This is a genomic window from Rhodovulum strictum, from assembly GCF_009649175.1.
Lineage (GTDB): Bacteria > Pseudomonadota > Alphaproteobacteria > Rhodobacterales > Rhodobacteraceae > Rhodovulum > Rhodovulum strictum.
Genome location: NZ_WJPO01000001.1, coordinates 68,096 through 95,028, shown reverse-complemented (window position 1 = coordinate 95,028; position 26,933 = coordinate 68,096). Strand labels below are relative to the sequence as shown.

Sequence of the window (26,933 nt, the reverse complement as noted above, 5' to 3'; positions counted from 1 at the left end):
GCCTCGGGAGGACGACAGATGGCCTGGAAGACACTCGACGACATGGAGCTTGCCGGGAAGGTCGCGCTGGTGCGCGTGGACATCAACGTGCCGGTCGAGGATGGCCGCGTGACCGACGCGACCCGGATCGAGCGGATCGTGCCGACCGTGACGGACATCCTTGCCAGGGGCGGCAAGCCGGTGCTTCTGGCGCATTTCGGCCGCCCCAAGGGCGAGGTCGTGCCCGAGATGAGCCTGAAGGTCACGCTGCCCGCGCTGGAAGCGGCCTTCGGGCGCGGCGTGATCTTTGCCGAGGACTGCATCGGGCTGCCCGCCAAGCAGGCGGTCGCGGCACTGAGCGAGGGCGATATCCTGCTGCTTGAGAATACCCGCTTTCATGCGGGCGAGGAAAAGAACGATCCGGCACTGGCCGCGGCGCTGGCCGCGCTGGGCGATGTCTATGTCAACGACGCCTTTTCCGCCGCGCACCGGGCGCATGCCTCGACCGAGGGGATCGCGCGGCTGCTGCCCTCCTGCGCGGGCCGCAACATGGAGGCCGAGTTGAAGGCGCTGGAAAGCGCGCTGGCAACGCCCGAGCGGCCGGTGGTGGCCGTGGTCGGCGGCGCCAAGGTATCGACCAAGCTCGACCTCCTGGGCAATCTGGTGGCGAAGGTCGATTACCTGGTGATCGGCGGCGGGATGGCCAACACCTTCCTTGCCGCGCAGGGAGTGGCCGTGGGCAAGTCGCTTTGCGAGCATGACATGGCGGGCACCGCGCGCGACATTCTGGACAAGGCCAAGGCGGCGGGCTGCGAGATCGTGCTGCCGGTCGATGTGGTCTGCGCGCGCGAGTTCCGCGCAGGCGCCGAGAACGAGACGGTGGCGGCCGATGCCTGCCCACCGGATGCGATGATCCTTGACGCGGGCCCCGAGACGGTGAAGCGGATCGAGGACGTATTCGGCAAGTGCAGGACGCTGATCTGGAACGGCCCGCTGGGCGCCTTCGAGATCGACCCTTTCGATGCGGCGACCAATGCGGCGGCCCAGAAGGCGGCTGAACTGACGAAGGCGGGGGCGCTGGTTTCGGTCGCGGGCGGCGGCGATACGGTCGCGGCGCTGAACGGGGCCGGCGCGGCCGAGGCGTTCAGCTATATCTCGACCGCGGGCGGCGCCTTCCTCGAATGGATGGAAGGCAAGACGCTGCCGGGCGTGGCTGCCCTGGAAGGCTGACCTGCAACGCGACGTGGGGGATTCCCTCAGCGAGTCTGATGGGTTAGAGTGGCCTCGGCCGCCCGCGAGAGGCGGCGCCAGAGGCATGCGACATGAGCGGTCAGCGCGGGCGCCCGGCATTGGGGGCGCTACTCTTTCTGGGGGTCGGGGCGACGCTGGCGACCTATTTCACCTTTGCCGCGGTGCAGGGCGATTACGGGCTGTTCCGCCGCATCCAGATCGAGGCCGATGCCGAGCGGTTGCGCGCCGAAAAGGCCGTACTGGAAGCGGAGCTTGCCGATCTGGAGAACCGCACGCGTCGGCTGTCGGACGGATTTCTGGATCTTGACCTGCTGGACGAACGCGCGCGCGTCGTTCTGGGCCTGATCCGCGCCGACGAGATCGTGGTCCGCTGACTTCCGGCGCAAGGGTCTTGCTTGAAACTCTTGTGGCGCAGTGCGGCACGGAAAACCGCTCGCCCTTCCCGCACGGGTCTGCTAGGATTTAGTTCAACGCTAAACTATTTGCCGCGCAAGGGAGGCGCCGCCCGATGGCAACGCGCAAGTCGCCCGCGAAAACCACTTCTCAATCAAATACTTCCCGCGAAGAACTGCTGAAGTTCTACCGCGAGATGCTGCTGATCCGCCGATTCGAGGAAAAGGCCGGCCAGCTCTACGGCATGGGCCTGATCGGCGGGTTCTGTCATCTCTATATCGGTCAGGAGGCGGTGGTGGTCGGGCTCGAGGCCGCCGCCGAGGAGGGCGACAAGCGCATCACCTCCTACCGCGATCACGGCCACATGCTGGCCTGCGGGATGGACCCAAAGGGGGTGATGGCGGAACTGACCGGGCGCGCGGGCGGCTATTCCCGCGGCAAGGGCGGCTCGATGCACATGTTCTCGAAGGAGCGCCATTTTTACGGCGGCCACGGGATCGTCGGCGCACAGGTGCCGATCGGGGCGGGGCTGGCCTTTGCTGACAAGTATCTGGGCAACGGGCGCGTGACATTTACCTATTTCGGCGATGGCGCGGCGAACCAGGGCCAGGTCTATGAAACCTACAACATGGCCCAGCTCTGGGAGCTGCCGGTGATCTTCGTGATCGAGAACAACCAGTATGCGATGGGCACCGCGGTCAAGCGGTCCACCAGATCGCCGAACCTGTGGGAACGCGGCGCGGCCTATGGCATCGCGGGCGAGGAAGTCGACGGGATGGACGTGCTGGCGGTCAAGGCCGCGGGCGAAAAGGCCGTTGCGTACTGCCGGGCGGGCAAGGGGCCCTATATCCTCGAGGTGATGACCTATCGCTATCGCGGCCATTCGATGTCGGATCCGGCAAAGTACCGCTCGCGCGAGGAGGTGCAGAAAATCCGCGAGGAACGCGACGCGATCGAGCATGTGCGCGAGTTGATCCTGCAAGGCACCCACGCGACCGAGGATGAGTTGAAAGAGATCGACAAGGAGATCAAGGCCATCGTCAACGCCGCCGCAGAGTTCGCCCGCGAAAGCCCCGAGCCTTCGGTGGACGAGCTTTTCACCGATATCTATGCCGAAGCGGCGAATGGCTGAGGGGGGATCAGCGACATGGCAACCGAAATCCTGATGCCCGCGCTCTCGCCCACGATGGAAGAAGGCACGCTGGCCAAATGGCTGGTCAAGGAGGGCGACAAGGTGGCGGCGGGCGATATCCTCGCCGAGATCGAAACCGACAAGGCCACGATGGAATTCGAGGCGGTGGATGACGGCATCCTCGGCGCGATCCTGATCACGGCGGGCACCGACGGGGTCAAGGTCAACACCCCCATCGCGCTGCTCTTGGCCGAGGGCGAAACCTCCGACGCCGTGCCCGAGGCCCGACGGGCCGACGCGGCCGGCAAGGCGGCCCCCAAGGGGGGCCCCGCGCCGGCCGCCCCCCCGGCCCAGCCGAAGGCACCCGCCCCGGCCCCGGAAATCCCCGCGGGCACGGCGATGAAATCCACCACCGTCCGCGAGGCGCTGCGCGACGCCATGGCCGAGGAAATGCGCCGCGACGGCACGGTGTTCCTGATGGGCGAGGAGGTTGCCGAGTATCAGGGTGCCTACAAGATCAGCCAGGGGCTTCTGGACGAATTCGGCGCGCGCCGCGTGATCGACACGCCGATCACCGAACATGGCTTTGCCGGGCTCGCGGTCGGCGCGGCGTTCGGGGGACTGCGCCCCATCGTCGAATTCATGACCTTCAACTTCGCCATGCAGGCGATGGACCAGATCGTGAATTCGGCCGCCAAGACGCTCTACATGTCGGGCGGGCAGATGGGGTGTCCCATCGTCTTCCGCGGCCCCAACGGCGCGGCCGCCCGCGTCGCCGCCCAGCACAGCCAGGATTACGCCGCCTGGTACGCCCATATTCCCGGGCTCAAGGTGGTGCAGCCCTATTCCGCGGCCGATGCCAAGGGGCTGCTCAAGACCGCGATCCGCGATCCGAACCCGGTGATCTTCCTCGAGAACGAAATCCTCTATGGCCGAACCTTCGAGGTGCCGCAGCTTGACGATTTCACCATCCCCTTCGGCAAGGCCCGGATCTGGCGCGAAGGCTCGGATGTCACCCTTGTCAGCTTCGGCATCGGCATGACCTATGCGCTCGAAGCTGCGGACGCGCTGGCGAAAGAGGGCATCGCGGCCGAGGTGATCGACCTGCGCACGCTGCGCCCCATCGACACCGCAACCGTGATCGAAAGCGTGAAGAAGACCAATCGCTGCGTCACCATCGAAGAGGGCTTCCCGGTCTGCTCGATCGGCAACCACATCTCGGCGGTGCTGATGCAACAGGCGTTTGACTGGCTGGATGCGCCGGTGATCAACTGCACCGGCAAGGACGTGCCGATGCCCTATGCGGCGAACCTCGAAAAGCTCGCGCTGGTGACCACGAAAGAGGTCATCGAGGCGGCGCGCGCCGTCTGCTATCGCTGAGGAGGCGCGGATGCCGACGGAAATCCTGATGCCCGCGCTGTCGCCCACGATGGAAGAGGGCACGCTCGCGAAATGGCTCATCAAGGAGGGCGACAGGGTCGCGGCAGGCGATCTGATCGCCGAGATCGAGACCGACAAGGCAACGATGGAGGTCGAGGCCGTCGATGAAGGCCGCGTGGGCAAACTGCTCGTGGCGGCCGGAACCGAGGGCGTCAAGGTCAACACCCCGATTGCCCTCCTGCTCGATGACGGCGAAAGCGCCGCCACGCTGACCGCGGACGCGCCCCCGGCACCACAGGCCTCGGAGGCCGGAACGGCCGACGCGGCCGGCAAGGCGGCCCCCGGCGGGGTCCCCGCGCCGGCCGCCGCCCCCCGCGCGCCGACGACCGGCACGGGCGGGCGCGTCTTCGCCTCGCCGCTTGCCCGCAGGATCGCCGCGGAAAAGGGGATCGAGCTTGCGCAGATCGCGGGAACCGGGCCCCGCGGGCGGATCGTCAGGGCCGATGTCGAGGCTGCCGAACCCGGCGTCGTGCCCCCGCGCGCAGCCTTGGCGCCTTCGCCCGTCCCCGCGCCAGAACCTGCCGCCGCCCTTGCCCCCCTCCCCGCCGCGGCCGATGCGGCGGCGGTCGCGCGGCTTTATGCCGACCGAGAGTATCAGGAAATCCCGCTCGACGGGATGCGCAAGACCATCGCCGCGCGGCTCAGCGAGGCCAAGCAGACCATCCCGCATTTCTACCTGCGCCGGGATATCCTGCTCGACCCGCTGCTGGACTTCCGCACGCAGCTCAACGCGCAACTGGACAAGCGAGGCGTCAAGCTCAGCGTCAACGATTTCATCATCAAGGCCTGCGCCCTGGCGCTGCAACAGGTGCCCGCGGCAAACGCGGTCTGGGCAGGCGACCGGATCCTGCGGCTGAAGCCGTCCGACGTGGCGGTGGCCGTCGCGATCGAGGGCGGGTTGTTCACGCCGGTCCTGCGCGATGCCGAGGCCAAGAGCCTCAGCCAGCTTTCGGCGGAGATGAAGGATCTGGCAACCCGCGCGCGCGAACGCAGGCTCGCGCCGCAGGACTATCAGGGCGGGAGCTTTGCGATTTCGAATCTGGGGATGTTCGGCATCGACAGTTTCGATGCGGTCATCAACCCGCCCCATGGCGCGATCCTGGCTGTCGGGGCAGGCGTGCGAAAACCCGTCGTCACCGCGACCGGCGAGATTGCCGCCGCCACAATCATGTCGGTGACGCTGAGCGTCGATCATCGGGTGATTGACGGGGCGATGGGCGCCGAACTGCTTCAGGCGATCAAGGACAACCTGGAAAACCCGATGGCGATGCTGGCCTGAGACGCCGGGCGGGGGATCCCGCCCGGATCGGTCCTACACGCCCTTGCCGCCGAGCAACTGGTCCATCGTGACCGAGGGTTGTTCGCAACCCGCCTCGCCCACGATCCGCGCCGGAACACCGGCAACCGTCGATTTCGGCGGCACGTCCTGCAACACCACCGACCCGGCCGCGATGCGCGAGCAGCAGCCGACCGTGATGTTGCCCAGCACCTTCGCGCCCGCCCCGATCAGCACGCCATTGCCGATCTTGGGATGGCGGTCGCCCTTGTCCTTGCCGGTGCCGCCCAGCGTCACCGAATGCAGCATCGAGACATTGTCGCCCACCACCGCGGTTTCGCCGATCACGATGGAATGGGCGTGGTCGATCATGATGCCCTTGCCCATCCGCGCGGCGGGATGGATGTCGACGCCAAAGGCTTCGGAGACGCGCATCTGCACGAAATAGGCCATGTCGCGCCGCCCGCTCTGCCAGAGCCAATGGCCCACGCGATAAGCCTGCAATGCCTGGAAGCCCTTGAAGAACAGGATCGGCTGGATGAAGCGGTGGCAGGCCGGGTCACGGTCGAAGACGGCCGCAAGATCGGCGCGCGCGGCCTTGCCGAGGCCGGGATCGGCAGCATAGGCGGCATCGGCGATCTCGCGCAGCAATTGCTCGGACATCTCGCCCGAGGACAGTTTCAGCGCGAAGCGGTAGGCCAACGCATCGTCAAGCCCGCCATGGTGCAGAAGGCTCGAATGCATCAGCCCGCCCAGAAGCGGCTCTTCCGCGACGGCCGCCTCGGCCTCGTCGCAGATGCGTTTCCAGACGGGATCGAGTTCGGTCAGCCTGGGTTTCGTCTTGGCCATGTGCGTTCCCTTCCCTTGAGGGGCCATTCTACACAGCCGGATCGGGAAAACAAAGTCGAGACATGCGGCCGGGCGCGGGGTTCGGAACTGCGCAACGGCGCGCTCAGGGATGATTTCCGGGCGTTGCCCTGACATCGCGGCGGTCTGCGAGGGTGCCGAAGACGATCGCCAGACAGCGGCAATAGTCGGGGTCATCCAGCGACGGTTCGGGCGGCAGGGCTTCGCGCTGGGCAAGGGCCATGAGCGAGCCGTTGCCCCAGACCGGATGCGCGCGGCCGAAGCGCTTGCGATAAGCATCCGCCGCCTCGGCATGCACCAGCATCAGCGACATGGCGGCTTGACGCTCGGTCGATGGCCGCGCGTAGAGGGCGCGCGCGGCCGCCACCGCGTCGCCGGGAAGAACCGGGCGCATCGGCTCAGACCGCGGCCGGCAAGCCGAATTCGGCATAATGCAGTGCGAAACGCACCTTGCCGCCCGCGAACACCCCGCCCTCGGGCGACAGGACCAGCGGCGCGGGCGCATAATAGGTCATGGGCCAGCCGAGAACGCCCCTGGCATAGGAATTGAGCCCGATCCCGAGATCGCGGCCGAACCGGTCGACCGCCCCCTCGGTGCCAAGGCTCCATTTGACCAGCGTGCCCGTGATCGGCTCGATCACCCGCGCGGTAACCGCAAAGACCGTCGCATGAGAGGGGATCACCTGGGTCGTGGCCTGGGCTCCGCCCGCCACGACGACGTGATCGAACACGACAACCCGGGTTTCAAAGGCCGCGCCGGTCGGCGACACCGCCCCGGAGGTCGCAACCGGCAGCCAGCCGGTCCCGTCATGGCGCATATCGGTGCCCGTATCGACGGCCCAGGCCCGCCAGCCCGCGCGCGGCACCACGAAGACCCAGCCGCCATTGTCGGCGATCGCGATGCGCCCGGCCTGCCCGGCCCAAAGACCGGCGGCGTCTGCTGCGACGGCCCAGACCTGCCCATCAAGTGCGGTGACGGGCGGGGCACTGAGACTGGTGCTTTGCAGGCGCAACTGCACCAGTGCATCCAGCCGGACCAGCGCCTCGTTCAGGGTGACATGCTTCTGGGCCTGCGCGGCCTGCATCAGCGGCAGGGACAGGTTTGCGGTCTCACTCATGGATCATGATCCTTTGATAAGGTCCGGGTCCGAACTGGTCGGACAGTTGCGCCACCTCGATGGCGACGGGCTGCGCCCCGGCATCTGCGGCGCGCATCTGGGCGGTGTAGGTCCAGGCCGGGATCTGGGTCGTGCCCTCGCGCAGCACCGTCCCACCCGCCCCGATCACCCGCAGATGATAGGCTTCGCGCGTCTCGCCCAGCGGCACCTCGACCGAGGCCCAGTTGTCCCCGTCGATCCGCGTCCGCCGGACCCAGCCGATGGCAAGACCGCCCTGCCCGTCCGGCCGGGCGGTCAGTTGGCAAGGGGCATAGGGTCTGAGACCGATCCCGTCGAAGGCGGCGACAAGATGGATGAACGAGGCATCGTCCAGCGGCCGCGTCACGGGGCCGATCCGGTAATGGCGATCCAGCCCGCGCGCCGAAAGCGGCATCGAAACCTGCGTCGGCGCACCATCCAGCAGAACGAAGCGGCTGCCCGTGGGCCACAGCGTCGGCATCACCCCGTCTGTACCCGCCTGCCCGCGAAGCCTGAGACGCAGATCATAGGTCAGGGGCGCCACAAGCTCGGCTTGCGCGAACTGGAAGACCTCCCAATTGCCGGTGCTGCCATCGCCGATTGCCGCGGCATTCGCCCCGGCCAGCAACTCGGCCATGCCCACAGACGACAGCGCGCCCGACGACAGACGAACCCGAAGCGCTCCCCCCCGATCCCAGCGCGAGGGCGCGGCGGCGGCAAGCGGGCTTTCGGTGACCCCGACGATTGCGGGCTGGCCGATCATGGCATTCAGCTCGTAACCCGCGTCGCTGACGGCACCATAAACCGCGACGGTGCCGGGCCAGGGCGTGGCTGCCACCGCCAGATGGGGCGCATGCGGAACCTCTTCCCCGGTCAGGATCGGCAGGTCCAGGAATTGCGGATGCACCGGCATCGGCGGCACGAAGGTCGCCTGACGCACCGGCGACTCGTCGCGGTTGGGCGGCGGGTAGACGCCGCGCTCGACCCGGACGGCCTCGATCTCGCGCGCGCCCGACAGATCCACCCGGTCGATGCGGAAATCACCCCCGGGCAGGCGCAGCACATCGCCCGGCCCCAGCCCCATCATCGAAGGTGGCAGCGCAAAGCGCGCGCGGTCGCGGGCGACGCGGGCTTCGGCAAGCCAGCGTTCGACCACCGCCTGCCCCTCGCCGCCGGTCAGCACCAGCGCCAGTTCGCTTGACGCGACCGTGCGGCTGCACTCGTCGGGCAGGATCGCCTCGGCGGCGCGGGTCTCGTAGCAACCATCGGATTCGATGAAGGACAGCCGCACCCGGCCAGCGGTTTCGGCCTCGGGGCTTCTAAGATGCTCGATATCGCCCGGCGAACGGTCGGTCATGGCGCAGGTGCCCGGCTCGATGACCCGCTTGTGCCGCCCGTCGCGGTTGAAGAAGACAAGCTGCCCCTCGCGTTCCGCCGCCTCTGCGCCATAGGCGAGCATCAGGGGCTGCAAGACGCTGCGGGCGCCCTCGGTGCCAGTCACAGCAAAGCCGCGCACAAGGCCGTAAAGCCGTTCGACATCCGGCGCCTGCGCACCCGATGCCGCGCAGATCTCGGCCACGACGGCATCCAGCGCCTGCGCCGAGGCACGCCCGTTCAGCCAATGGCCGCGGGCATAATTGTCACCATCGGCCCAGAGATCACGGTTGCCCGGGAATTGCGGGAAGGGACGCGCGTCCCAGGCCCAGACATGGGCGCGGGACAGGTCGATCATCGGCCCGCCATAGACATCCGACACCGGGTTCTTCGCCGGGTCGGACCAGTAGCTCAGCACAGCGCGCAGATACTGGTGCTGGATCAGGTCGTCACGCGCACCTGTCGAATAGGGCGGCAGGGCGTTCTCAGAGGATTTCGGATCGACGAACAGGTTCGGGGCATTGGTGCCCTTGTCGACGGCAGCACAGCCGAATTCGGTGAACCAGACCGGCTTCGAGCGCGGCACCCAAGGCGTCGGCATCGCCCTGCGCACGCCGCCGATGCGCTCGTGATGCGGATTGTCCCACCAGTTGCGGATGTCCTTGTAGCGCCAGATCCAGGGCTCTTGCGTCCCCATGCCGGTTCCGAAGGCGGCGGCATGATAGTGCAACGGGTTCGGGCAAGGCACCGGCCAGCCGACCGTCGGTTCGCCCGTCATGTTCGTGGCGACACCGGATGCGCCGCCGAAAAAGCCCGTGCTGGAGCCTGCCCATTGCGTAAAGGGTCTGCCATTTGTGGTCGAAGCGACGCCCATCAGCACCCCGTCGCACCAAAGACGGATCGTCCCCGTGGCGACCGTGACATCCCAGGCGAGCAGATGTTCCTCGCCGTCGAAAGGCAGGCTTGTTACCGGGATATCGAGCAATGCGGTATCGTCGTTGGATTCCGAGACTGCGTCCCCGGCCCCCGCACGGTAGCGCAGGACGGTTCCATCATCGCGCACGCAGACCAGCATCCCGATAGACCAGGCGCCCTTTTCGAAGAGGACGGCATCGACCGGAGAGGAGGGAAGCGTCACCCGGACCGTGAAACCGGCATCCGCCGAGCGGACAGCCGCACCTCCGAAAGCGGTGTCGGAAATGCTGGAACTCTGGGCAAAGCTCCGCACCGGCGTTCCGTAGTCCATCGTCTCGGCGCCGTCGGTGATCGGCACACGGTTCTGGCCATCACGGGCCTCGGCACTGGGATAGTACCACTCGTATCCCTCGCCGCCCTCTACATTGGATTTCAGATAGTCGAGGGAGTGGATCGCGCCCCAATGGGCGTCGGCATGCTCCTCGCCCTCACGCCAGTCCGACAGGGGCATGTAGTTGTCGATGCCGATGAAGTCGATATTCGGATCGGCCCAGAGCGGATCGAGATGAAAGAACCGATCGCACGGCTGATGGGCCGGTTGATAGCCCAAATACTCGCTCCAGTCGGCGGCATAGCTGATCTTCGCGGCGGGCAGCGCAGCGCGGACATCGGCGGCCAGTGCGCACAGCGCCTCGACCGCGGGAAAGCTGTTGCCGGGGCCGCGGATCGTGGTCAGCCCGCGCATTTCTGACCCGATGCAGAAGGCTCCGACGCCGCCCGCGGCAGCGCAAAGATGGGCATAATGCAGGATGAAGCGGCGATAGCTCCAGCCATCGGACCCGTTATAGCGGACAGTCTGGCCGTCAAACGCGAAATCCTGGGGCCGGGCCGTGCCGAAGAACTCGGCCACCTCGGCGGCGGCCTCGTGGGTGCCGTCCGGCGACAGGGGATGGCCCGGCGCGTAAGACAGCGTGATCCGGCCCCGCCAGGGCAGATGCGGCTGACCAGCCTTGCCCGAATAGGGATCGGTCAGCGCATTTCCCGCCAACTGATCCATCAGAATGAACGGGTAGAACACCGCCTCCTGCCCGGCGACGGCCAGCGCGCGAATGGATTCGATCACGCTTTGATCCGATGGCGTGCCGCCATAGATCGCGCGGCCGTCAATGCGCGGGATCACCGGCGCCTGAGCCCGCGACAGCCCCGCCACGCGCCAGCGCATCGGCTTGCCGTCAACTTCGTTCTGTTCGACCCCGGGCCGGATGTCGGCCATCCCCGCGCGAAGATCGCCCGAGAACCAGCTGACGACCAGAACGACCGAGCTGACGCGCGGAAGCTCTCCGACCAGAGTATCAAGCGACACCGCAAGGTCGGTCTTGCCGCCAGGCGTGTTGACATTGGCAGAGCGCGAAACGCCCGGTGCATCCTCGAAACGGACCGGCGTGGTCGCAAGCGCGTATTCGCCGGTGCCGGGGATCAGCGCCACGCCCTGAACCAGATGGGCCAGATCCTCGACCTCGCCGGCGGCCGCGCGCACGACCTCGAACGAGAATTGCGGCACCCTATTGCCGAACCGGCCCAGATCGAGATCCTCGATCACGACATAGGCGATGCCGCGATAGGCCGGTGCCCTGCCCATGCCCTCGACCGCCTCGATCAGCGGGTCGGGCAACTGATCCTCGCTGCCCGGGTAGACGCGCAGGTTGATCTCGTCGGGGGCAATCTCGGCGCCGTCAGCCCAGATCCGGCCAACGCGCGCGATCCCGCCCTCGCACAGTGCAATCGCCAAGCTGACGGAATAGCTGTATTCGCGAACCTTCGGCTGCGAGGGCGCACCCTTGCCGCCGCCCGACTTGCGCACATGCTCCTTGAAGCGCGAGGCCCATATCACCTGCCCCGAAAGGCGTGAGCGGCCCCAAAGCCGGGTGACAGGCGCTCCCTCGCTGGCACCGGTCAGGCGGAAACGCTCGACCCGGCCGGTCTCGATCGCCTGCGAGCCGGTGCCGAGCAGTTGCTGGTCGATCACCCGGCCGATGGTGGCACCGACGGCGCGGCCGATCACCGCGCTCGACAGCCCCAGCACAGAGCCGCCCAAAGCCGAGCCCGCAGCCGCACCGGCCGCGGACAGAACGATTGTCGCCATGCTCTATGTCCTTTCGGGAAACTCGAACCGCGCCACGATCCGTCGCGCCCAGGGAGAAGAAAGCGGGCTCTCGACCACCCCATGGCCGTGGTAGGCATGGATGAACGACGCCTGCGCGCCGGTCGCCCCCTGAATGCCGACATGCTTGGCAACGCCCGCCTCGCGCAGCCGGAACAGGATCACGTCGCCCACGGCCTCGTCCGAAAGCGGCTTTGCGATCAGATGCCGCTGCGCCGCCGCCCAAAGCGTTTCCTCGCCCTGCGGTTCGGACCAGTCCGGCGTATAGGGCGGGATGTCCTCGGGTTCGGTGCCATAAAGTTCGCGCCAGACCCCGCGCAACAGCCCCAGGCAATCCGCCCCCGCCCCCGGCGTCGATGCTTGGTGACGGTATGGCGTGCCGATCCAGCGCCGCGCCTCGGCAGCGGCCCGCTCCGCGATTGCGCTCATCGGCTCAGGCTCCCACCGTCATTGAGCCCGGATTGAGACGGATAGCTCATCAGCCAGTCCTCGCCGGGGATATGGGGGAAGCCGCGGAAATTGATGAAATTGTTAAATTTCCAGCGGCAGGTGTCGGCTGAACGATCGCATCCCGCGACAAGCCGCAAGGCATCGCCGGGGCCAACCGCGCCGCGTATCTCGGACCACAGCTCGACAATCCGGGCCCCGCCCGCCTCTCGGTCGGCCTTTATCGCGCCGGACAGCCCCATCGCGGGTCCGGACAAGACCTCAAGTCGGCCATGTTCGAACCAGCGCGGCAGGAAGTCGCCAAGGCCCTCGATCCGGAAGATGCGCCGTGCCTCGATCGCGGCCGCCGTTACATTGGCCGAATAGCCGGGCCGGGTCGTGTCGAACCCGCAAGCGGCATCGCCCAGAACCGCGGGACAGGGCGTCTGATAGACCCGGCCCTGGGGTTGGTTCAGCACCTCGGCCTGACCGCGGATCTCGACCTCGAAACCGCCCCCCAGATGCGAGAACTCGCCCAGCGAGCCCATGAACAACACCAGCCGTTGCGTCACATCTGCCCAGTTCACCAGCCAGATGCACAGCCCCGCCCCGTCATAGCGCCCCGCCGCGATGTCACCCTCGGAGATCGCATCGGAACTCAGCGCGCCCAGCGCGGCTGAGTTGTCCACCGACAAGCCGGTGGACTGCGATAGCGCGCGCGCGCTCATCCCGGTATCGGCGCGAAAGGTGATGCCCTCAAAGACCAGATCCCGGTCATGGTCGGTAAAGCCCAGAACCACCCCGTCGCGCCGCGTGATCGCCCAGGACCGGGCCAGGGTCGTTGCGCCACTGGCCAGATGTGTCTGCAATTCCGCAGAAATTCCCATCAGACCCGCACCTCCACAACCGGCACCGACGGCACATCGCCCGCATTGAAGCTTGCCACCGAAGTCTGGATCCGGTCGGTGTCGAACCGCACCGGCACGTCGAACTCGAACCCTGCAGTCACCGCCGCGCCGGGTTCGGGCACCACAGCCAGGCTTACCAAACCCGTCGTGGTGTCGACCGTGAACCCCATGCCGTCGACCAGTTCGACCCCGTCGACCCCGATCCTGACGCTTCCTGCAACGGGCTTCGTGATCGGGCGCACATAGGAATGGGCGCCCGAGACATAGGTCTTGGTCAGTTGAAACACCGTCGCCGCGCCATCGCCATTGCCATTGCCATTGCCGATCGGCTGATCGCCAAAGGCCGGATCACGCGACGGCGGGCAGGACTTGAAATCGGACCAGTCCTTCCAGCGGAAGCCGCAAAGCTGGCCGCGCCGCGCCTCGAAGAAGGCGATCATCGCCTCGACATCGTCCAGCGAGCGCATCCCGGCACCCGCATCATAGCGCCGTCGCGCGTGTTCCCAGGGCGTGTTGCGCTCCTCGAACCCGCTGGCGAGCGTCACGATCTCGGTGCGCCGCTCGGGTCCGCCAAACGAGCCAAAGCTCAGATTGGCCGGGAACCGGACCTCGTGAAATGCCATGCCTCTTCCTCCGGATTATCGGTTGCGCTGGCCGCGCGCGATCAACCGGCTCATCTCGGCGGCGATCTGACTCTGGCTGCGGGCAAAGCCCTGTACGTCGGGCGTGGTGATGTTCATCACGATCTGGACGGGCCGCCCGCCCCCCTCGGTCCTGACCCCCAACCGGCCATCCGGCCCGCGCGACAGCGGCAGGATCGCCTCTGGTCCGGCCTCGCCCATCAGCCCCGTGCCGCCGCGCATCGGAAACTGCGTGGCCCGGTCGACAACCCCGCCATTCGCAAAGGGGATCACCCTGCCCTGGGAAAAAGCCCCGCCCTTCGCAAAGGGCATCGCCGCGTTCACCAGACCCTCGATCCCACCCGCGATCAGCCCGCCGAAATGGTTCTGGACCGGCTTCATCGCGGCCGAATAGGTGGCGTTGACGAATGAGTTCGCGACGCCTTTCAGCGCGTCCGACAGCTTCATCCCGTCGAAAACAAGCCCATCAAACGCCCGCCTCAGCCCGCCCCCGATCGCCCGCGACAGCCCGCCCACCTCGCGGTGGGTCAGCGTCATGCTCTCGCGCATCCGGACCAGTTCGCCCTCGAACGCCGCCGCGGTTCCCCGCGCGCCGCCCAGCGTCTTCTCCAGCGCCTCGATCTGCGCGTCGAAATCCTCTGCCTGGGCCATCGGTTATCCTTGATCCAACCTGTTGTCGGGAAAGGCGCGCGCAAGCTCTTCAAGCCGCGCGCGGCTCATCGGCGCCGGACCGCCCGCGGCGCCAAGCATCAGCATCAGTTCCGCAGGCGTCAGCGCCCAGAATTCCGAGGGCTTTAGACCAAGCCCCCGGATTCCCGCCCGCATCAGCGCGCCCCAGTCAAAGCCCGTCATGGTTCGTCTCCGGCAGGGTGAATGCGCGCGCCAGCAACTGGGCCGCCGCCCGCGCCGCCATGATCGGGCCGCCTGCGATATCGGCGCGCGCCAGTTCGGCGGCCGAGCCCTGCCAGCCCCCGCCGCGCAGCCCGGCCAGCAACAGGGCCAGCACATCGCGGGTGGCGAACGCGCCCTCCTCATAGCGCTCGATCAACGCCACAAGGGTGTCCGCCCCCAACGCCGCCTCAAGCTCGGCCAGCGCACCCAGCGTCAGCTTGAGCACCCGGCGCTCGCCATCGACAATCAACGCCACCTCGCCTGCATGGGGATTGGCCATGCTCAGAACGCCGTAAAGGTCAGCCGACCGGCCGAGGCCAGCGTCAGCTCATAGGTCGCCTCGCCGTTGTGGCTGCCGGAATATTCCAGCGAGGTGATCTGGAAAGGCCCCTCGACCACTCCGAACCCCGGGATCACGACCTGAAAGGCCGGTGTCTCGGAGGCAAAGAAGACCTCCCGCGCCCGGGCGTCCGTCGAAGCATCCTTGAAAACGCCGCCACCGGAAATTCCGGCCGACTTGACACCGGCGCCCGCCAGAAGCTCGCGCCAGCCGCCCGCGCTTTCCAGGCTGGTGACATCCACCTGTTCCGCGTTGAAACTGATGCGCGTGGCCCTCAGCCCCGCGATGGTCTCGAACTGGCCCGCCCCATCGAGGTCGAGCTTGATCAGAAGGTCTTTGCCGAATTGCGCCGTCATGTCGATCACTCCAGATTTGGTGTTCAGTCGTCCTCGACCCGCGCGCCAAAACGCAGGTCGATCCGGCGCTCGCCCTGGGTGCCCACCCGGCGGGCACGGGCGCGGTCGAACCACAGGCCGACGAGCCGACCGCGGGACATCGCCAGGGGCGCGCCCACCAGCGCATCGGACACCGCCGCAGCCGCCGCCTTGGCCTGGGCGAACCCGGCCTCCCGGCTGACAATCGTGATGGTGAACAGATGCAGCGCCCCGCCGCCGGTCTTGTCCGAGGCATCGCGCACCTCTTCCGGACCCAGACTGACATAGGTCGGCGGCAGTTCGCCCGCCGGAACCACGTCAAAGATCGCCCCGCCCACCAGCGCCGCAAGGTCCAAATTACCCGCCAGCCGCTGGTAGATCGCCGCCTGAAGCGCGGCTGCCGCGCCATAGCTCATGACGGTTTCTCCTCTTCGGCAAAGCAGAGCAGGTAATGCCCTTTCCGGTCCGCCTCGGTCACCGCGCGGATGTGAAAGATCCGCGCGCCCTCGCGAAACCGCGCGTCGGGCGCGGGCCGCCGGGCCGACCCAGGCGGGGCGGCCCGAACGACGATGTGATAAGGCACCCGGGTCAGCGTCAGTTCCTGCCCCGCACGCTCGCCGCCCGTGCGCGGCGTGATCTCGGCCCACAGGATTCCAAGCTCGCCCCATGTCTCGGAAAAACCGCCGGCCCCGTCGGGCAGCCGCTGCGCCGCCTCAAGCACAAGGCGGCGGTTCAGGATGGGGGGGCGCTTCATGAAGCGCCTCCCGCCGTCATCCGCAACCGCCGCCAGCGTCCGATCAGCGCCGCGACCCCGAACGGCATATGGCCTGCGCCCGACGCCGCCTCGTGTCGATTCTCGTGGTAATGCGCCGCCAGCAAGAACACCGCCTGCCCCAGATCGGGGGGCACGCTGTCCCAATCCTCGCCGAAGCCGGCTTCGAAATCGACCTCGGCGCCGCCTCCCTGCGGAATCGTCGGCAGATGGGTCCGTCCCGCCACGATCCGCGGATAGGTACCGTCCCGCTCCAGCCGGTAGGTGCCCGGATCGCAAACGCAAACGGTGCCGCGGCGATCATGGACCCGCAGCTCGGTAATGCGGCTTACCGGCGCCACAGGCAATGTCTCCCGCTCCCCATCGCGCCAACCATGCACCCCCCAGGTGAAGCTGCGCGCCGACAGCACCTTCGACGTCCGTTCCTCGATCGTCGCAATAGCCGCCCGCAGGAATGCCTCCAGCAACGCGTCTTCGGCCCCGCCATCGGAGAACCCCGTTCCCAGCCGCAGATGCGCCTTGAACCGGTCCAGCGGCAGCGCGGCAGCGGGCAGCGTCGTCTGCTCGATCAGCATCATCTCGTCATTTCTCCGCTTGGCCCCCCGCTGAATGCTGGCGCGCGCCGGCCCGGCCATCCCGACGGAGGGAACAGCTGGACAGACCGGGCGAACCCGGCGCGCGCCTGGCCGCCCCGGGGATCACCCGGAGGCAGCGTCTCGGTCAGACGATCAGGCGGTGGCGAACTTCAGCAGCTTGATCGCGGCATAGTCGCTCACATCGCCGCCCACCCGCTTGGTGGCGTAGAACAGCACATGCGGCTTGGCCGAGAACGGGTCGCGCAGCACCCGCAGGTCGGGACGCTCGGCGATGGTGTAGCCCGCCTGAAAGTTGCCGAAGGCGATCGCCACCGCACCCGAGGCGATATCGGGCATGTCCTCGGCGATCAGGACCGGATAGCCCAGAAGCCGCGCGGGCTCGCCCGCCGACAGACCGTCCGACCACAGGAAGCGGCCATCGGCATCCTTCATCTTGCGCACCGCACCCGCCGTGCGCGAGTTCATCACGAAGGCCGCCCCCGCGCGGTATTCGGCACCCAGCGAATAGACCAGATCCAGGATCGCATCCGCAGGCGCCACCGCATCGAAATCGCCATCGGTGCGCGTCGCGACATAGCCCAGGCTACCCCAGCTCCACGCATCTTCGGGGACTTGGGGATGCGACAGGAAGCCTGTCGGCTTGTCGATGCCGTTTCCATTGATGAAGGCCGCCGCCTCGGCGCGGGCGAACTTGTCTGCGATGCGCGAGGCAAGCCAGCCCTCGATATCGAACGCGGAATCGTCCAGCAGCCGCTGGCTGGCCTTCGGCATCGCCGACAACTCGTGCAGCGGGATCGAGACCCGCTCGATCAGCGGCGTGCCGGTCTCGACCTGCGTGGCGGTCTCGGTCGCCCAGCCCGAACCGATGTCCGAATGGTCCACCAGCACATCGAACGAAGTCGCCTCGACCGTGACGACCTGCGCGATCGAGCGGATCGAGGCAGTCGAGCGCAGCACCGACTTGATCGCCTCCGACGTCTCGGGATCGACGAGATAGCCGCCCTCGGCCGCAACCGAGGTGCCCAGCGCCTTGCCCTCAAGCTCCAGCCCACGCAGCCCATCATCGTCGCCATTGCGCAGATACGAGGCAAGCGCCTTCTTGTGCGGCGCGTCGATATCGGCGGCCCGTGAAAGCGCAGGCCGTTTGGCGGCGGTCATTTGGGATTTCCGGTCCAGCATGGTCAGTCGCTCTTCCTGTTGTTGCAGTCGGGATTTCATGTCAGCCTGGAACTCTCTGAAATCGTGAAGAAATGAGTTCAGCGCCTGCTTCACTTCCGCCGCCGGGGCATGGCTCCCGCCGGACTTGGTCTCGGTCTCGGTCATCTCGCTTGTCCTTGTTGAGATCGGTCCTCGCGGCCTCTGGTAATCAACCCTCGGCCAACATTCGGCGGGCGCCCGCGAAGGCATCCGCCAGGTCGCGCAAGAGCACTTCGGCAGGGTCTCCCCCTTTGGCGCCGACCCGCGCTTCGGCAAGCATCGGGAAAGTCACCAGCGACACCTCCCAAAGCTCCAGCTCCGCCAGAAGCCGGCGCCCGCTTGCATCCCGTTCGGCCCGCTTGGTGCGATAGCCGATCGACAAACCGTCGATCGCACCGGCCGAAACCAGCACAGCCGCCTCGCGGGCCTGCGCCACCTCGGGCAGCAACCGCCCCTTGACGAAAAGCCCGCGATTGTCCTCCCTGACTTCGTCCCAGACGCCGATGGGCTGGGCGGGATCGTGCTGCCACAGCATCTTGACCCGCCGACCCTCGGCCGCCATCCGCTTCAGGCAGGCGCCATAGGCGCCGGGTTGCACCACATCGCCGCCCTGGTCCGTGGCACCGAAAAGCGAGGCATAGCCCTCGATGATGGCCCCCTCGCCCAGCGCAAGCGGCCCGTCCGGCTGGCAGAACTTGCGCTCCAGTCCGGTGTCCCTGTCGTATCCTTTCATCCGAACTCCCCTTTTCACGGCGAGATCGCCAAGAGCGATGCCACGCCTTCCGTCAAGATCACCGCGACCACGCCGTAGACGATCAGCCACATGCGTCGTTCCAGCCGCTCAAGCGCCGTCTCGATCCGGACAAGCCGGAACTCGAGCGCCGTCCAGCGCTCATCCCAGACGCGTTCGTTGGCTTCGATCCGTGCATTCGCCACCTCGAACGGCGCATAGAGAAACCGCGATCCCGACCTCTCGGCCGGGGGCTTCATTCCCCCTCCGGCCGGGTGGGCAGACCCAGAAGGGCGCGTTTCTCGTCTTCTGTCAGGAACCCGGCGCTGGCGATCCGCAGCCATTGCGCATCGCGTTCGGCGGCAAGCGCCGGCACCTGGTCGAGATCGGGCTTGAGGCTCACCGCCTCACCCCCGAAGCGCGACAGGAAATCGGCAACGGCACCGGCAACCTTGGCCACCATCGGCAGCACCGTCAGCCGATAGAAGGCGCGGTTCGCTTCCTGATAATTCGCGTAGGTCGCATCCCCCGGAATGCCCAGCATCATCGGCGGCACCCCGAAGGCCGTCGCGATCTCGCGCGCCGCGGCCTCCTTGGTGCGGTGGAACTCCATGTCCGAGGGCGAAAAGCCCATCGGCTTCCAGTCAAGCCCGCCTTCCAGCAGCATCGGCCGCCCAGCATTGGCCGCGCCCTGGTGATAGGACAGCATCTCGTCCTGAAGCCGCGCGTACTGGTCCTCGCTCAGCGTCGAGTTGCCGTCCGAGCCGCGATAGACGATGGCGCCCGAGGGACGCGCGGCATTGTCCAGAAGCGCCTTGGACCAGCGCGAGGCCGAGTTATGCACGTCGATCGCGGTCGCCGCCGCCTGCATCGGCGAAAGCCCGTAATGGTCGTCCTGCGGATGGAAGCTCTTGATATGGCAGACCGGCGGCAGCGGCCCGGTCATGTCGAAGCGGTGCTTGCGCCCGCCCACCGTGTAGTCATAGGCCACCGGCCAGCCGTCCCGCCCCGGCACCAGATGCATCCGGTCCGAGCGCAGCACATGCAGTTCCAGCGGCAAGCCATCCTCGCCGCCCACCGCCTCCAGATAGGCATTGCCCGACAGCAGCAACTGGCCGTACAGCGCCTCGAACAGCTCTGCCCGTCCCTGCGCCGGATTGGGCCGCGCGATCAGATCGAGCAGCGGGTGGGTCTCATAGCGCCGTTCGGCGTCCTGGCAGACCAGCGGCAGCGCCGCCGCCGCCTCGGCGATCAGCTTGACCGCCCGAAAACCCACCGGGTTGCCGACAAAGCCGTTGCGGGTCAACGAGACCGTGTCCCGCGGGCTCCAGGCCACGCGCCCCGACCCGGCCCAGGCAATCACCGGCCCGGAGGCTGAGGCTTTCGCCTCCGGCGCGGCCCGCTCGGCACGGCGAAAGATGTTCAGTTTCATGGGCAAAGCACCTCCGGTTTCGCTGTCGCCGCCCATCCAGGGCCCAAAGCAAAGGCCCGGCCCCCGGGGATTCCGGGGCCGGGCCTTGTCATTCCGTCAGGGCCGCATCGTTGCGGCCGAACTTCTCTACAGGCTGCGCACCCGCGGTCGGCGCCAATGGGCGGCCGGGGCAATCATCAGCTCATGGATCGCCCAGACCAGCGCATCTACACGGTCGGGGCTGCCACGCCCCTCATAACCGCGCGCGGTCATGCGGCACATCTGATCCTCCAGCGTGGTCATCCCGCGCAGATGCTTGACCCGCCCCTGCTCGTACAGTGCGGCCACCGGCTCGGCCCGCGCGGCCTTCCCGCGCGATGCACGCACCGCCCGGAACGGCACCAGCGGATCAAGCTGGCGGATCACCGTCTCGACCAGATCGCCGCCCTGGTTGACCTCGGCCACCAGCCGTTCGGCGCCGAACCGCTCCATCGCCTCGATCGCCGCCTGCGCCCAGACCGTCGGCGCCGCACCCCGCAGACTGGCATCCTCCAGCACCACCGCAAACCAGTCCTGCGGCGGCCCCTTGCTCTGCACGCCCACGACCACGATCCCGCATTCATCCGATCCGCCATGCCCCGTGACCGGCGGATCGACCGCCACCACGATCCGGTCAAGCGGCGGCGCCGTGTCGATCCGCGCGGCCTCTATCGCCGCCAGCGACCAAAGCGCACCCTCGGATTCCTCCAGCAGAACGCCATCCAGTTCCTGCCGCCCCAATCGCGTGCCCGCATAGCGCGTCCGCACCGCCTCAAGGAACGAGGCCGCCAGATTGGCCCGGTTCGCCTCGGTCGGCGCATGCGTGACAACCGTCGTCGGGTTCGCCAGGATCGACCGCAGCACGCCCACATTCCGGGGTGTCGTGGTAACGCATTGCCGGGGCGACGGCCCCAGCCGCAACCCGAACTGCAACATGTCCCAGGTTTCTTCGGCCTTCTTCCACTTCGCCAGTTCGTCTGCCCAGGCCGCATCGAATTGCGGCCCCCGCAATCCCTCGGGGTCATGCGCCGAAAACACCTGCGCGACCGCCCCGTTCGGCCAGACCAGCCGACGCCGCGTCGCTTCCCAGCGCGGGCGGCGATCAGGCGGCGAACAGGCCATCAGCCCGCTGTCGCCAAAGACCATCACCTCGCGGACCTGATCCACCGTCTCGCCCACCAGCGCCACCCGCCGCGACCGGCCCGGATCCAGCGGCCGCGGCCCCTCGACCTCGGCGCGCACCCATTCGGCACCCGCCCGTGTCTTGCCCGCGCCCCGGCCGCCCAGCACCACCCAGGCCCGCCAATTGCCCTCGGGCGGCAACTGGTGCGGCAACGCCCAGAACTCGAACAGGAAGGGCAGCGCCATCAGCGTGCCGTCATCAAGGCTGTTCAGAAAGGCCGTCTGTTCGTCGCGTGGCGCGCATGCGATCCAGTCTGCGCCCGACCTCAAGACGTGCCTCATCGAGGTCGAGGGCATAGTCGCAGGCGCCGCCCGCTTCGTCTCGGAGAAGCTTTCCAACTCGTAACCTTTCGTCGAACGCGGTCTGGACCGCCTTGCCGAGATCACTCAACGCGCCCCTCAGCGCGCGTGCCCGTTCAGTATGGCCAGCCTCAACTTCTTCGATGATCCCGTTCAGAACGCGAATCGTGCGTCTGTAATGCTCTTCGGCCTCCTCAAGCACCGCCCGGGCAGCCGCCTCGCCCGCTTGCGGGGCCGTTATCGTTCCCATGCTGTCCTTGCTTGCTTGTCCTGACGGCCCCCCGTCGCAGGAGAAGACACGAAAAAACGGCCTCGGGGGATGCCCCCGGGCCGCTAACCCACGTCTTCCAGCTTGCCTGAAGGTATAGATCAGACCGCGCGGAGAGTCAAGAAGTTTATCTTTAACAAAGGGTTAACAGAAACCTACTGACCCTGCCCCCGCTGCTCGGCCTCGATCTGGCGCCAGCGCGCCACGTTCCGGTTATGCTCGGCCAGCGTCCGGGCAAAGGCATGCCCCCCGGTCCCATCGGCCACGAAGAACAGGAAATCCGTATCGTCCGGGTTCAGCGCCGCCTCGATCGAGGCCCGCCCGGGATTGGCGATCGGCGTGGGCGGCAACCCGTCGATGACATAGGTATTCCAGGGCGTCGCCCGGCGCAATTCGCTTTGCCGGATGCCCCGGCCCAGCGGCTCCTTGCCCAGCGTGACCCCGTAAATCACCGTAGGATCGGTCTGCAACCGAATCCCCTGCCGCAGCCGGTTGACAAAGACGCTGGCCACCCTGCCCCGTTCGTCGGGCACGCCGGTCTCCTTCTCGACGATCGAGGCTAGGATCAACGCCTCCTCCGGCGTCGTGATCGGCAAGCCATCGGCCCGCCTTTCCCACAGCTCGCCCAGGATCACCGCCTGCCGCCGCTGCATCTCGGCGATCAGATCGCCCCGCGCCATGCCGGGCTGCACCTCATAGCTGTCCGGCGCCAGACTGCCCTCTGCGGGCAGGTCGACCACCGCACCCTCCAGAAAATCCGCTGCCTTCAGTTCCTCGACGACCTGCCAGCTCGTCACCCCCTCGGCCAGCGTCACCCGGAACCGCAGATCCTGCGCAGCGCGCAACGCGGCATAGTCCTCGGGAATCTCGCCACCCGCCGGATCAAAGGCCAGCACCTCGACATAGCGCCCCGTGGCGGGATCGACCTCGCGCAGCTGCAACTGGGCGCTCACCACGCCGATGCGGAAATTCAGCTCGGTCCCGCAGGTCGACCGCCCGCCGCGCGTCACGATATCGACGATTTCCTCCATCGAGGCGCGGGGCGGAACCAGGAAGCTTCCCGCCTTCAACAGGCCGGACTTCTCGGAATATTTCGCCCCCAGCCGGAAGATCGTGGCATTCGAAATCGCCCTCTGCCCCTCAAGCTCGCGCGAGATCACGGCCATCGAGGCCCCGGGCTCGACCCGCAGACAAATCGGTTCCGCCAAGGGCCCCGGCCCTTCGTATTGCCGCTTTGCCCACAGCAACAGCCCGCCCGCCATCAGGAACAGCGCAATGAACAGCGTCAGCGCGTTCGAGGCGACCGAGCGCCACATCACAGATCACCGCGGCCCATCACAAGCGTCGCATTGGTGCCGCCAAACCCGAACGAGTTCGACAGGGCCACCGCGATCTCACGCTGCCGCGCCGCCTTGGGCGCCAGATCGATCCGCACGCCCTCGGGCGGGGTGTCAAGGTTCAGCGTGGGCGGCGCCACCTGATCGCGCAGCGCAAGGATGCAGAAGATCGCCTCGACCGCGCCCGCCGCGCCCAGCAGATGCCCGATCGAGGATTTCGTGGACGACATCGTGACAGACCCGGCCGCCTCGCCCAGCAGACGTTCGACCGCGCCCAGCTCTATCGTGTCGGCCATGGTCGAGGTGCCATGCGCGTTGACATAGTCGATATCCGATGCCGCCAGACCGGCCCGCTTCAGCGCCGCGGCCATCGACCGGTAGCCGCCTTCGCCATCCTCGGACGGGGCGGTGATGTGATAGGCGTCGCCCGACAGCCCGTAGCCCAGCACCTCGGCATAGATCTTCGCCCCGCGCGCCCTGGCGTGTTCCAGTTCCTCAAGCACCACGACGCCCGCGCCTTCGCCCATCACGAACCCGTCGCGATCCGTATCCCAGGGCCGCGACGCCGCTTGCGGATCGTTGCCCCGCTTGGTGGACAGCGCCTTGCAGGCATTGAACCCCGCGATCCCGATTTCCGAGATCGGGCTTTCGGCGCCACCGGCCACCATCACGTCCGCATCACCGAACTGGATCAGCCGCGCCGCATCGCCGATGGCATGGGCCCCGGTGGAACAGGCAGTCACCACCGCATGGTTCGGCCCCTTGAACCCGAACCGGATCGAGACCTGCCCCGAGACCAGGTTGATCAGCGCAGACGGAATGAAGAAGGGCGACACCCGCCGCGGCCCCTTCTCCTGCAACAGGATCGCCGTATCGGCAATCGCCGACAAGCCGCCGATACCCGATCCGATCATCACGCCGGTCCGCTCACGCTCGGCGTCGGTCCCGGGCACCCAGCCCGAATCCTTCACCGCCTGGGTCGCGGCGGCCATGCCATACAGGATGAAATCGTCGACCTTGCGCCGTTCCTTGGGGTCCATCCAGTCATCGGGGTTGAACGTACCGTTCGTCCCGTCGCCAAACGGTATTTCGGCGGCATAGGTGGTCACAACGCGCGAGCAGTCGAACCGCGTGATCGGGCCGACGCCCGACTGCCCGGCGATCAGCCGTGTCCAGGTTTCCTCGACCCCGCAGGCCAGAGGCGTGACCATCCCCAGACCCGTGACCACCACTCGACGCATCCGCCCCTCCAAGACTGCCTACGGTCCTTTCCGGTGCCCCTGATAGCGCGCTTTGGGCGGGCTCGGCAAGTCGGGCAGGGCGGGCCCGCCCACCTGAACCACAATCCCCCGCAAAGAGAAACGGCGCCCCATGGGACGCCGTTCCAAATCCGATGTGGCTGTGCGCCTCAGGCGGCGTTCTGGATGAACTTCACCGCATCGCCAAAGGTCTGGATGGTCTCGGCAGCGTCGTCCGGGATCTCGATGCCGAACTCTTCCTCGAAGGCCATGACCAGCTCGACCGTATCAAGGCTGTCCGCGCCCAGATCGTCGATGAACGAGGCGTTCTCGGTCACCTTGTCTTCCTCGACGCCCAGATGCTCGACGACGATCTTCTTAACGCGATCCGCGATGTCGCTCATGTGTGTTCCTCACATTTGTTCAGGCAGCACGCCCGTCTTTGTTCTGTCGGCCACGAGGGGCCACCACCGACCCCAAGCAGCGGGGTTCTCGCAAGCGCGGGGAACGCCCCCCGACGAACTCGCGCCGCCTATAACACATCGCAAGTTCTTGGCAAACGCTTTCCCGTCGCAGACCGCGGCCCGCTTTCGCGGCCGGTCCCGCGGTCCTCAGACCATCGCCATCCCGCCATTCACATGCAGCGTGGCGCCGGTCACATAGCCGGCCTCGGAACTGGCCAGATAGACCACGGCCGCGGCAATATCGACAGGCGTGCCCATGGCGCCCATCGGCACAGCGCCCAGGATCCCGGCCTTCTGATCGTCGGTCAGCTTGTCGGTCATCGCCGTCGCGATGAAGCCGGGCGCGATGCAGTTCACCGTGATCCCCCGCGCCGCAACCTCCTGCGCCAGCGATTTCGACAGTCCCACCAGCCCCGCCTTGGCGGCGCAATAATTCGCCTGCCCCGGATTGCCCGTCGTGCCCACGACCGAGGTGATGTTGATGATCCGGCCCCAGCGCGCCTTGATCATGCCCCGCACCGCGCCGCGGCACAGCCGCATCGCCGCGGTCAGGTTCACGTCGATGACCGCCTGCCAGTCCTCGTCCTTCAGTCGCATGAACAGCGTGTCGCGCGTGATCCCGGCATTGTTCACCAGGATATCCAGCGCGCCCATCGCCTCGATGGCCGCCTTGGGCAGCGCCTCGACCGCCTCGGCGTCGGACAGATCGCAGGGCAGCACATGGGCACGCTCGCCCAGTTCGTCCGCCAGTTCGCGCAGCGGCGCCTCGCGCGTGCCCGACAGGCCCACCACCGCGCCCCGCGCATGCAGCGCCCGCGCGATCTCGGCCCCGATCCCCCCCGACGCGCCGGTTACCAGCGCGCATTTTCCGCTCAGATCGAACATGTCCCCCTCCTCAGTTCATGCTGTCCACGGCCGCGACCACCTCTTCGGGTGTGCCGACCTGCCGCGTGGCAACGTCGCGCGCGATCCGGCGGACCATGCCCGACAAAGCCTTGCCCGCGCCGATCTCCCAGATCTCGGTGACGCCCTGACCGGCCATCCACGCGACCGATTCCCGCCAGCGCACTGCACCCGTCACCTGCTCGACCAGCAGCGCGCGGATCTCGTCGGGATCGCTGACGCCCTGGGCGCGCACATTGGCCACCACCGGCACCAGCGGTGCCTCGATCGTCACCTCGGCCAGACGCTCGGCCATGACCCGGGCCGCGGGTTCCATCAGCGCACAATGGAACGGCGCAGATACGGGCAGCATCACCGCCCGCTTGGCACCCCGCTCCTGCGCCAGCGCAACCGCGCGCTCGACGCCCGCCTTGTGGCCGGAAATCACCACCTGCGCCGGATCGTTGTCATTCGCGGCCTGCACCACCTGCCCCTCGGCCACCGCCGCAGCCACCGCCTGCACCGCCTCAAGATCAAGCCCCAGGATCGCCGCCATGGCGCCCTCGCCCACCGCAACCGCCGCCTGCATCGCCTCGCCGCGCAGACGCAACAGCCGTGCGGTATCGGCCAGGCTGATCGCCCCTGCCGCGCACAGCGCCGAATATTCGCCCAGAGAATGGCCCGCAACGAAGGCCGCCGCATTGACCGTGACGCCTTCGGCCCCCAGCGCCGCCATCGCCGCCATCGAGGTCGCCATCAACGCAGGCTGCGCGTTCCGGGTCAGCGTCAGTTCATCCTGATCGCCCTCCCAGATCAGCGCCGAGAGCTTTTCGCCCAACGCCTCGTCCACTTCCTCGAACACTTCGCGCGCCAACGGATAGGCCTCGGCCAGCGCCCGGCCCATCCCGATGGTCTGCGCCCCCTGACCCGGAAACACGAATGCACGCATTGGTACACTACTCCCTCGCCGATTTCGGCGTGGTCTATCGGCTAAGGCGGGGCTTCACAACCCG

29 protein-coding genes and 2 pseudogenes are annotated in these 26,933 nt (G+C 67.4%); 5 read left to right on the top strand and 26 right to left on the bottom strand.

Annotated elements, in window-relative coordinates:
- Positions 1-18 precede the first annotated feature (18 nt).
- The 5 genes from GH815_RS00475 (at position 19) to GH815_RS00455 (ending at position 5,474) form a co-directional block, all read left to right on the top strand.
- Positions 19-1,209, top strand: coding sequence for a phosphoglycerate kinase (locus tag GH815_RS00475; protein ID WP_153746772.1), 1,191 nt, complete (start codon positions 19-21; stop codon positions 1,207-1,209).
- A gap of 92 nt (positions 1,210-1,301) precedes the next feature.
- On the top strand, positions 1,302-1,604 hold the full coding sequence (locus tag GH815_RS00470; RefSeq protein ID WP_153746771.1) for an FtsB family cell division protein: 303 nt from the start codon (positions 1,302-1,304) through the stop codon (positions 1,602-1,604).
- Between the two features lie 134 nt (positions 1,605-1,738).
- Positions 1,739-2,755 (top strand): pyruvate dehydrogenase (acetyl-transferring) E1 component subunit alpha, encoded by a 1,017-nt coding sequence (pdhA, locus tag GH815_RS00465; RefSeq protein ID WP_153746770.1) that lies wholly within the window; start codon positions 1,739-1,741, stop codon positions 2,753-2,755.
- Positions 2,756-2,770: 15 nt separating this feature from the next.
- Positions 2,771-4,135 (top strand): pyruvate dehydrogenase complex E1 component subunit beta, encoded by a 1,365-nt coding sequence (locus GH815_RS00460; protein ID WP_153746769.1) that lies wholly within the window; start codon positions 2,771-2,773, stop codon positions 4,133-4,135.
- A gap of 10 nt (positions 4,136-4,145) precedes the next feature.
- Positions 4,146-5,474, top strand: coding sequence for a pyruvate dehydrogenase complex dihydrolipoamide acetyltransferase (locus GH815_RS00455; protein ID WP_153746768.1), 1,329 nt, complete (start codon positions 4,146-4,148; stop codon positions 5,472-5,474).
- Positions 5,475-5,507: 33 nt separating this feature from the next.
- Here the strand turns inward: GH815_RS00455 and cysE are convergent, their stop codons facing one another.
- From cysE to fabD, 26 genes and pseudogenes are all read right to left on the bottom strand, one after another.
- Positions 5,508-6,320 (bottom strand): serine O-acetyltransferase, encoded by an 813-nt coding sequence (gene cysE / locus GH815_RS00450; protein WP_153746767.1) that lies wholly within the window; start codon positions 6,318-6,320, stop codon positions 5,508-5,510.
- Between the two features lie 103 nt (positions 6,321-6,423).
- Positions 6,424-6,732 (bottom strand): DUF7742 family protein, encoded by a 309-nt coding sequence (locus GH815_RS00445; protein WP_153746766.1) that lies wholly within the window; start codon positions 6,730-6,732, stop codon positions 6,424-6,426.
- A gap of 4 nt (positions 6,733-6,736) precedes the next feature.
- Complete coding sequence (locus GH815_RS00440; protein ID WP_153746765.1) at positions 6,737-7,456, bottom strand: DUF2793 domain-containing protein; 720 nt, start codon at positions 7,454-7,456, stop codon at positions 6,737-6,739.
- Positions 7,449-9,533: pseudogene (locus GH815_RS19570) on the bottom strand (baseplate multidomain protein megatron); the annotation flags it as partial. The pseudogene GH815_RS19570 and the gene GH815_RS00440, both read right to left, overlap by 8 nt.
- 567 nt (positions 9,534-10,100) lie before the next feature.
- Positions 10,101-11,906: pseudogene (locus GH815_RS19565) on the bottom strand (baseplate multidomain protein megatron); the annotation flags it as partial.
- Between the two features lie 3 nt (positions 11,907-11,909).
- Entirely contained in the window at positions 11,910-12,353 is a 444-nt protein-coding gene (locus GH815_RS00430; protein ID WP_153746763.1) for a C40 family peptidase, read from the bottom strand.
- Positions 12,350-13,237 (bottom strand): DUF2163 domain-containing protein, encoded by an 888-nt coding sequence (locus GH815_RS00425; protein WP_153746762.1) that lies wholly within the window; start codon positions 13,235-13,237, stop codon positions 12,350-12,352. The genes GH815_RS00430 and GH815_RS00425 overlap by 4 nt, the downstream gene beginning before the upstream one ends.
- The gene (locus GH815_RS00420) at positions 13,237-13,881 is read right to left on the bottom strand and encodes a DUF2460 domain-containing protein (protein WP_153746761.1); all 645 of its coding nucleotides are present in this window, start codon (positions 13,879-13,881) and stop codon (positions 13,237-13,239) included. Before GH815_RS00420 ends, GH815_RS00425 begins: the two co-directional genes overlap by 1 nt.
- Positions 13,882-13,896: 15 nt before the next feature.
- Positions 13,897-14,550 (bottom strand): phage tail tape measure protein, encoded by a 654-nt coding sequence (locus GH815_RS00415; protein ID WP_153746760.1) that lies wholly within the window; start codon positions 14,548-14,550, stop codon positions 13,897-13,899.
- A gap of 3 nt (positions 14,551-14,553) precedes the next feature.
- Positions 14,554-14,751 (bottom strand): rcc01693 family protein, encoded by a 198-nt coding sequence (locus GH815_RS00410; RefSeq protein ID WP_153746759.1) that lies wholly within the window; start codon positions 14,749-14,751, stop codon positions 14,554-14,556.
- Positions 14,738-15,070 (bottom strand): gene transfer agent family protein, encoded by a 333-nt coding sequence (locus GH815_RS00405; protein WP_153746758.1) that lies wholly within the window; start codon positions 15,068-15,070, stop codon positions 14,738-14,740. The genes GH815_RS00410 and GH815_RS00405 overlap by 14 nt, the downstream gene beginning before the upstream one ends.
- A 2-nt stretch (positions 15,071-15,072) precedes the next feature.
- Complete coding sequence (locus tag GH815_RS00400) at positions 15,073-15,486, bottom strand: phage major tail protein, TP901-1 family (RefSeq protein WP_153746983.1); 414 nt, start codon at positions 15,484-15,486, stop codon at positions 15,073-15,075.
- 23 nt (positions 15,487-15,509) lie between these two features.
- A complete protein-coding gene (locus GH815_RS00395; protein WP_153746757.1) occupies positions 15,510-15,920 on the bottom strand; it encodes a DUF3168 domain-containing protein in 411 nt (136 codons plus the stop codon).
- A complete protein-coding gene (locus GH815_RS00390; RefSeq protein WP_153746756.1) occupies positions 15,917-16,258 on the bottom strand; it encodes a head-tail adaptor protein in 342 nt (113 codons plus the stop codon). Before GH815_RS00390 ends, GH815_RS00395 begins: the two co-directional genes overlap by 4 nt.
- Entirely contained in the window at positions 16,255-16,854 is a 600-nt protein-coding gene (locus tag GH815_RS00385) for a head-tail connector protein (RefSeq protein WP_153746755.1), read from the bottom strand. Before GH815_RS00385 ends, GH815_RS00390 begins: the two co-directional genes overlap by 4 nt.
- Before the next feature lie 150 nt (positions 16,855-17,004).
- Positions 17,005-18,279 carry a phage major capsid protein gene (locus GH815_RS00380; RefSeq protein WP_153746754.1) on the bottom strand — a complete coding sequence of 425 codons (1,275 nt, stop codon included), beginning with the start codon at positions 18,277-18,279 and terminating at the stop codon, positions 17,005-17,007.
- Complete coding sequence (locus GH815_RS00375; protein WP_153746753.1) at positions 18,239-18,802, bottom strand: HK97 family phage prohead protease; 564 nt, start codon at positions 18,800-18,802, stop codon at positions 18,239-18,241. Before GH815_RS00375 ends, GH815_RS00380 begins: the two co-directional genes overlap by 41 nt.
- A 14-nt stretch (positions 18,803-18,816) precedes the next feature.
- Entirely contained in the window at positions 18,817-19,059 is a 243-nt protein-coding gene (locus GH815_RS00370; protein ID WP_153746752.1) for a GTA head formation protein, RCAP_rcc01685 family, read from the bottom strand.
- Positions 19,056-20,231: a phage portal protein gene (locus GH815_RS00365; protein ID WP_153746751.1), complete on the bottom strand. Its 1,176-nt coding sequence runs from the start codon at positions 20,229-20,231 to the stop codon at positions 19,056-19,058. Before GH815_RS00365 ends, GH815_RS00370 begins: the two co-directional genes overlap by 4 nt.
- 126 nt (positions 20,232-20,357) lie before the next feature.
- Positions 20,358-21,728: a terminase large subunit domain-containing protein gene (locus tag GH815_RS00360; RefSeq protein WP_153746982.1), complete on the bottom strand. Its 1,371-nt coding sequence runs from the start codon at positions 21,726-21,728 to the stop codon at positions 20,358-20,360.
- On the bottom strand, positions 21,631-21,981 hold the full coding sequence (locus GH815_RS18790) for a hypothetical protein (RefSeq protein ID WP_170290262.1): 351 nt from the start codon (positions 21,979-21,981) through the stop codon (positions 21,631-21,633). Before GH815_RS18790 ends, GH815_RS00360 begins: the two co-directional genes overlap by 98 nt.
- Positions 21,982-22,154: 173 nt before the next feature.
- Positions 22,155-23,315 carry an endolytic transglycosylase MltG gene (gene mltG, locus GH815_RS00355; RefSeq protein ID WP_153746750.1) on the bottom strand — a complete coding sequence of 387 codons (1,161 nt, stop codon included), beginning with the start codon at positions 23,313-23,315 and terminating at the stop codon, positions 22,155-22,157.
- Entirely contained in the window at positions 23,315-24,577 is a 1,263-nt protein-coding gene (gene fabF / locus GH815_RS00350; protein WP_153746749.1) for a beta-ketoacyl-ACP synthase II, read from the bottom strand. Before fabF ends, mltG begins: the two co-directional genes overlap by 1 nt.
- Before the next feature lie 167 nt (positions 24,578-24,744).
- Positions 24,745-24,978 carry an acyl carrier protein gene (locus tag GH815_RS00345; RefSeq protein WP_153746748.1) on the bottom strand — a complete coding sequence of 78 codons (234 nt, stop codon included), beginning with the start codon at positions 24,976-24,978 and terminating at the stop codon, positions 24,745-24,747.
- A 207-nt stretch (positions 24,979-25,185) separates the two neighbouring features.
- Positions 25,186-25,923: a 3-oxoacyl-[acyl-carrier-protein] reductase gene (gene fabG / locus GH815_RS00340; RefSeq protein ID WP_153746747.1), complete on the bottom strand. Its 738-nt coding sequence runs from the start codon at positions 25,921-25,923 to the stop codon at positions 25,186-25,188.
- Positions 25,924-25,933: 10 nt separating this feature from the next.
- Complete coding sequence (fabD, locus tag GH815_RS00335) at positions 25,934-26,869, bottom strand: ACP S-malonyltransferase (RefSeq protein ID WP_153746746.1); 936 nt, start codon at positions 26,867-26,869, stop codon at positions 25,934-25,936.
- Positions 26,870-26,933: the final 64 nt, after the last annotated feature.

Coding starts and splice junctions, on each gene's coding strand:
- GH815_RS00475 (WP_153746772.1), top strand. CDS start 19: ATGGCCTGGAAGACACTCGACGACATGGAGCTTGCCGGGAAGGTCGCG.
- GH815_RS00470 (WP_153746771.1), top strand. CDS start 1,302: ATGAGCGGTCAGCGCGGGCGCCCGGCATTGGGGGCGCTACTCTTTCTG.
- pdhA (WP_153746770.1), top strand. CDS start 1,739: ATGGCAACGCGCAAGTCGCCCGCGAAAACCACTTCTCAATCAAATACT.
- GH815_RS00460 (WP_153746769.1), top strand. CDS start 2,771: ATGGCAACCGAAATCCTGATGCCCGCGCTCTCGCCCACGATGGAAGAA.
- GH815_RS00455 (WP_153746768.1), top strand. CDS start 4,146: ATGCCGACGGAAATCCTGATGCCCGCGCTGTCGCCCACGATGGAAGAG.
- cysE (WP_153746767.1), bottom strand. CDS start 6,320: ATGGCCAAGACGAAACCCAGGCTGACCGAACTCGATCCCGTCTGGAAA.
- GH815_RS00445 (WP_153746766.1), bottom strand. CDS start 6,732: ATGCGCCCGGTTCTTCCCGGCGACGCGGTGGCGGCCGCGCGCGCCCTC.
- GH815_RS00440 (WP_153746765.1), bottom strand. CDS start 7,456: ATGAGTGAGACCGCAAACCTGTCCCTGCCGCTGATGCAGGCCGCGCAG.
- GH815_RS00430 (WP_153746763.1), bottom strand. CDS start 12,353: ATGAGCGCAATCGCGGAGCGGGCCGCTGCCGAGGCGCGGCGCTGGATC.
- GH815_RS00425 (WP_153746762.1), bottom strand. CDS start 13,237: ATGGGAATTTCTGCGGAATTGCAGACACATCTGGCCAGTGGCGCAACG.
- GH815_RS00420 (WP_153746761.1), bottom strand. CDS start 13,881: ATGGCATTTCACGAGGTCCGGTTCCCGGCCAATCTGAGCTTTGGCTCG.
- GH815_RS00415 (WP_153746760.1), bottom strand. CDS start 14,550: ATGGCCCAGGCAGAGGATTTCGACGCGCAGATCGAGGCGCTGGAGAAG.
- GH815_RS00410 (WP_153746759.1), bottom strand. CDS start 14,751: ATGACGGGCTTTGACTGGGGCGCGCTGATGCGGGCGGGAATCCGGGGG.
- GH815_RS00405 (WP_153746758.1), bottom strand. CDS start 15,070: ATGGCCAATCCCCATGCAGGCGAGGTGGCGTTGATTGTCGATGGCGAG.
- GH815_RS00400 (WP_153746983.1), bottom strand. CDS start 15,486: ATGACGGCGCAATTCGGCAAAGACCTTCTGATCAAGCTCGACCTCGAT.
- GH815_RS00395 (WP_153746757.1), bottom strand. CDS start 15,920: ATGAGCTATGGCGCGGCAGCCGCGCTTCAGGCGGCGATCTACCAGCGG.
- GH815_RS00390 (WP_153746756.1), bottom strand. CDS start 16,258: ATGAAGCGCCCCCCCATCCTGAACCGCCGCCTTGTGCTTGAGGCGGCG.
- GH815_RS00385 (WP_153746755.1), bottom strand. CDS start 16,854: ATGATGCTGATCGAGCAGACGACGCTGCCCGCTGCCGCGCTGCCGCTG.
- GH815_RS00380 (WP_153746754.1), bottom strand. CDS start 18,279: ATGCCTTCGCGGGCGCCCGCCGAATGTTGGCCGAGGGTTGATTACCAG.
- GH815_RS00375 (WP_153746753.1), bottom strand. CDS start 18,802: ATGAAAGGATACGACAGGGACACCGGACTGGAGCGCAAGTTCTGCCAG.
- GH815_RS00370 (WP_153746752.1), bottom strand. CDS start 19,059: ATGAAGCCCCCGGCCGAGAGGTCGGGATCGCGGTTTCTCTATGCGCCG.
- GH815_RS00365 (WP_153746751.1), bottom strand. CDS start 20,231: ATGAAACTGAACATCTTTCGCCGTGCCGAGCGGGCCGCGCCGGAGGCG.
- GH815_RS00360 (WP_153746982.1), bottom strand. CDS start 21,728: ATGCCCTCGACCTCGATGAGGCACGTCTTGAGGTCGGGCGCAGACTGG.
- GH815_RS18790 (WP_170290262.1), bottom strand. CDS start 21,981: ATGGGAACGATAACGGCCCCGCAAGCGGGCGAGGCGGCTGCCCGGGCG.
- mltG (WP_153746750.1), bottom strand. CDS start 23,315: ATGTGGCGCTCGGTCGCCTCGAACGCGCTGACGCTGTTCATTGCGCTG.
- fabF (WP_153746749.1), bottom strand. CDS start 24,577: ATGCGTCGAGTGGTGGTCACGGGTCTGGGGATGGTCACGCCTCTGGCC.
- GH815_RS00345 (WP_153746748.1), bottom strand. CDS start 24,978: ATGAGCGACATCGCGGATCGCGTTAAGAAGATCGTCGTCGAGCATCTG.
- fabG (WP_153746747.1), bottom strand. CDS start 25,923: ATGTTCGATCTGAGCGGAAAATGCGCGCTGGTAACCGGCGCGTCGGGG.
- fabD (WP_153746746.1), bottom strand. CDS start 26,869: ATGCGTGCATTCGTGTTTCCGGGTCAGGGGGCGCAGACCATCGGGATG.